Here is a 3,161-nt window from a genome sequence, read left to right as displayed (position 1 = left end):
CCCCCCCCCGCTTCCGTTGGGTCGACGCAGTTGGATCGATGGCAATCTCCCGGCGATTTTCGACACGCATCGAGCTGCGTCCGCGCGGTGCCCCTCCCCCGGCCCCTCCCCGTTCGTTCCTCACGGAGAGGGGAGAATTCGATCCCGCTTCGGAGGGTTTGGGCCTCGTCCCTCCGAGGCGCTCTGGATGTGCGGCTCGCGTCACCCTTTCCCCACGCAATCTGCGGGGGGGAAGGCCGGAGAGAGGGGGCGGCCGCCCTACCTCAACCTCCCCCGGCAGTTTCGGGGGAGGTGGGCCGGTGGTGCCGGCCCGGAGGGGGCCTGCGCGGAGCCATCCGAAGCGCCCTGATCACACCATCAATCCCCCTCCCTACCGCGGCGCCACCCCCACCGCGGTCCACAGCTCCTCGGGACGGTAGAACACGCCGTCCTTCATCACCAGTTCCACCTTGCGGATGTCGGACACCCGCCGCGCGGGATCGCCGTCCACCAGGATCAGGTCCGCCAGCTTGCCCACGGTGATGGAGCCCAGGTCCGCCTCGCGCCGCGCCACCCGCGCCGAGCCGATGGTGGCGATCTGCATCACCTCGTTGGCGGGGATGCCGGCCTGCTCGTACAGCTCCAGCTCGTGGTGCAGCGCAAAGCCCGCCATGGCGTCCGTCCCGGGAACGATGGGGACGCCGGCGCGGTGCAGCATGGCCGTCAGGTTCAGCAGGGCGCGGAACGACTGGCGGTAGCGCTGGTCCATCCCCTCCGGCACCGGCAGTCCGCCGCCGCGCAGCCCGCGCTGCACGTTGGGCGGAAGCCTGTGCGCGATGGCGGCCAGCACCGGATCCACCTCCCCCTGCCGCGCCGTGAACAGCTGCTCGAACGCGTTCAGCGTGGGGTCAACCACGGTGCCCCGCTCCTTGAGCAGCGCCACGAACGCGCGCACCGAATCGCTGTTCAGGTCCAGGTTCAGCGCCTCTTGCGCCGGCCCGCTGAACCGCTGCGGCGTGCGGGTGTCCAGCGAATCGGCGAGAAAGTTGAGCACCAGCATGTTGGCATGCTGAATCTCGTCGAACCCCGCCCGCACCGCCTGCTCCGCCCTCATCCCCTCGGGGATGTGGCCGCTGACGCGCATTCCGCGGCGGTGCGCCTCTTCGGTGATCAGCGGCACCAGCTCCGGCTTGAGCGAGCTGTACAGCTTGATGTGGGTGTAGCCGTGGTCCGCGTACCAGGCCACGTGCGCCCGCGCCTGCTCCGGCGTGTCGGCCCGCAGCCCCGTGGGACCGGTAAAGGGACCGGACCCGTCGATGAAGCCCGCCATCACCACCACGCGCGGCCCCACCTTGGTTCCCGCGTTCCACTCCGCCGCCACCTGGGGAAACACCGTGGTGTCGTTGGCCAGGTCGCGCACGCTGGTGACGCCCGAGGCCAGGTGAAAGAGGCCGTCCACCAGCCCCAGGTGCACGTGCATGTCGAACAGTCCGGGGAGCAGCGCCTTGCCCCCGGCGTCGATCACCTGCGCACCCCGCGGCACCTGCACGGTGCCGTCCGGCCCCACCGCCTGGATGCGGTTGCCGGTGACGACCACCGTGGTCCCCGGCCGGCTCTGCCCCGTCTGCGAATCGAACAGGTTGGCGTTGCGAAAGACGACCGCGCCGTCCGGCCGATGGGCCAGCGTGCGCCCCATCTGCGCCCCCCACGCCGTTTCCGCCTCCTGGTCGGCCTGGAACAGCCGCGGCAGCGCGCCTTCCCACCCCTCGCGGACGAACGCCAGCCAGTCGCCGCCCGCGGCGAAGAACTGCTGGTTCTCGTCAAGCCACAGGCGGTACGGCTGAAATCCGAAGCCGGAGATGGCGTACTGGCGAACGGTCTGCGTGCGCCCGTTGGCGCTTACCCGCAGCTCCGCGCCCGGCTCGATGCGCACGCGCCCCGCCGGGAGCAGCGGCAGCGAGCGGTCGGGCGAGGCCAGCAGCGCGCGCGGCAGCAACCCTGCCTCGACCGATGCATCCATGGACGCGTACCAGAAGGGGCCGCTCACCGCCGTGTCCCCACGGTCGGCGCTGTTCTCCCACACGGCGCGGCCGTCACGCACCTCGAAGCGCTCGCGGACGGGCACCTTGTAGTAGTTCACCCCCTCCGCCTCGATCAGCACCGGAAAGCCCCGCTCGTCAACCCGGATGCGCGTGCGGGTCCTGGGGCCGCGGCCGCGGTCGTTGAACTCCATCTCCGAATGGATGGTGCCCTCCGCGTCGCGCCAGATGTGCTCGTACCCGGCAACGTTCCCGGCCGAGATGGCCACGTAGCGCACGGTGTCGCCGGCCGGCGGGGGATGATGGCCCGCGTGCTGGGCCGCGGCCGGCGCGGCGATGAGCGCCAGGGCCAGCGTAAACGAGAGGGTTCGCATGGTACCGCTCGTGAGGATGGACGATGAGGATGGTGGCCGGCCGGCGTGCATCCGGCCCGATGCAGCGCGCCCCCGGAGTGGCGCTCAGGATACATATACGCGCGGAAAAAGCGGGTGTAAAGCCGCGCGGCTGCAGCGATCCGCATGGTTTCACCACCGCCTGGTGGCACCTGTCGCGGGTGGGGGCTTCACAAGCGGGGCACACGCTGGTATATTGGGCGCCCCGCATGCTCCGCCGCACACGGGCGCCGGTCCGCGCGAGGTGGAGCGGGGGGGCTTGCGCAATGCGCGAGACTCTGCTAAGTTAGGCGCCTTCAATCGGTTACGCACCGATAGCTCAACTGGCAGAGCAGGGGACTCTTAATCCCAAGGTTGTAGGTTCGATTCCTACTCGGTGCACTCGCGCCTGGCGCGAATCCTGTGATTTTGTTTGTGCGCCCGTAGCTCAGCTGGATAGAGCGCCTGACTACGGATCAGGAGGTCGGAGGTTCGAATCCTTCCGGGCGCACTGGTGAAGGTTTGGTTTGAAATGCTCCTGTGGCGGAATTGGTAGACGCGCTAGATTCAGGATCTAGTGGGCGCAAGCTCGTGGAGGTTCGAGTCCTCTCGGGAGCACTGGTTGGTGGATGGATGCAGGGCCCCGTTCGTCTAGTGGCCTAGGACATAGCCCTCTCAAGGCTAAAACACGGGTTCGATTCCCGTACGGGGTATACGTGTCGCGGGGTGGAGCAGCCTGGTAGCTCGTCGGGCTCATAACCCGAAGGTCGCG

1 protein-coding gene and 4 tRNA genes are annotated in these 3,161 nt (G+C 69.0%); 4 read left to right on the top strand and 1 reads right to left on the bottom strand.

Annotated features, from left to right (window positions below):
• Positions 1–370 precede the first annotated feature (370 nt).
• Positions 371–2,392, bottom strand: coding sequence for an amidohydrolase family protein (locus tag ACOJUJ_RS11160; protein WP_420126949.1), 2,022 nt, complete (start codon positions 2,390–2,392; stop codon positions 371–373).
• A 326-nt stretch (positions 2,393–2,718) separates the two neighbouring features.
• Between ACOJUJ_RS11160 and ACOJUJ_RS11155 the strand changes: the two genes are divergently transcribed.
• From ACOJUJ_RS11155 to ACOJUJ_RS11140, 4 genes are all read left to right on the top strand, one after another.
• Positions 2,719–2,791 (top strand) — tRNA-Lys (locus tag ACOJUJ_RS11155).
• Between the two features lie 35 nt (positions 2,792–2,826).
• Positions 2,827–2,900: transfer RNA gene (locus ACOJUJ_RS11150), tRNA-Arg, on the top strand.
• Positions 2,901–2,923: 23 nt separating this feature from the next.
• Positions 2,924–3,007, top strand: a tRNA-Leu gene (locus ACOJUJ_RS11145).
• 22 nt (positions 3,008–3,029) lie between these two features.
• A tRNA-Glu gene (locus ACOJUJ_RS11140) sits at positions 3,030–3,102 on the top strand.
• Positions 3,103–3,161 lie beyond the last annotated feature (59 nt).

The organism is Longimicrobium sp. (assembly GCF_048594345.1).
Lineage (GTDB): Bacteria > Gemmatimonadota > Gemmatimonadetes > Longimicrobiales > Longimicrobiaceae > Longimicrobium.
Note: the sequence above shows the minus strand (reverse complement) of the source record. Positions and strands in the feature narration are given on the sequence as shown.

What these genes read in the sequence shown, in the direction of transcription:
- ACOJUJ_RS11160 (WP_420126949.1), bottom strand. Translation starts at nt 2,392, where the DNA reads ATGCGAACCCTCTCGTTTACGCTGGCCCTGGCGCTCATCGCCGCGCCG.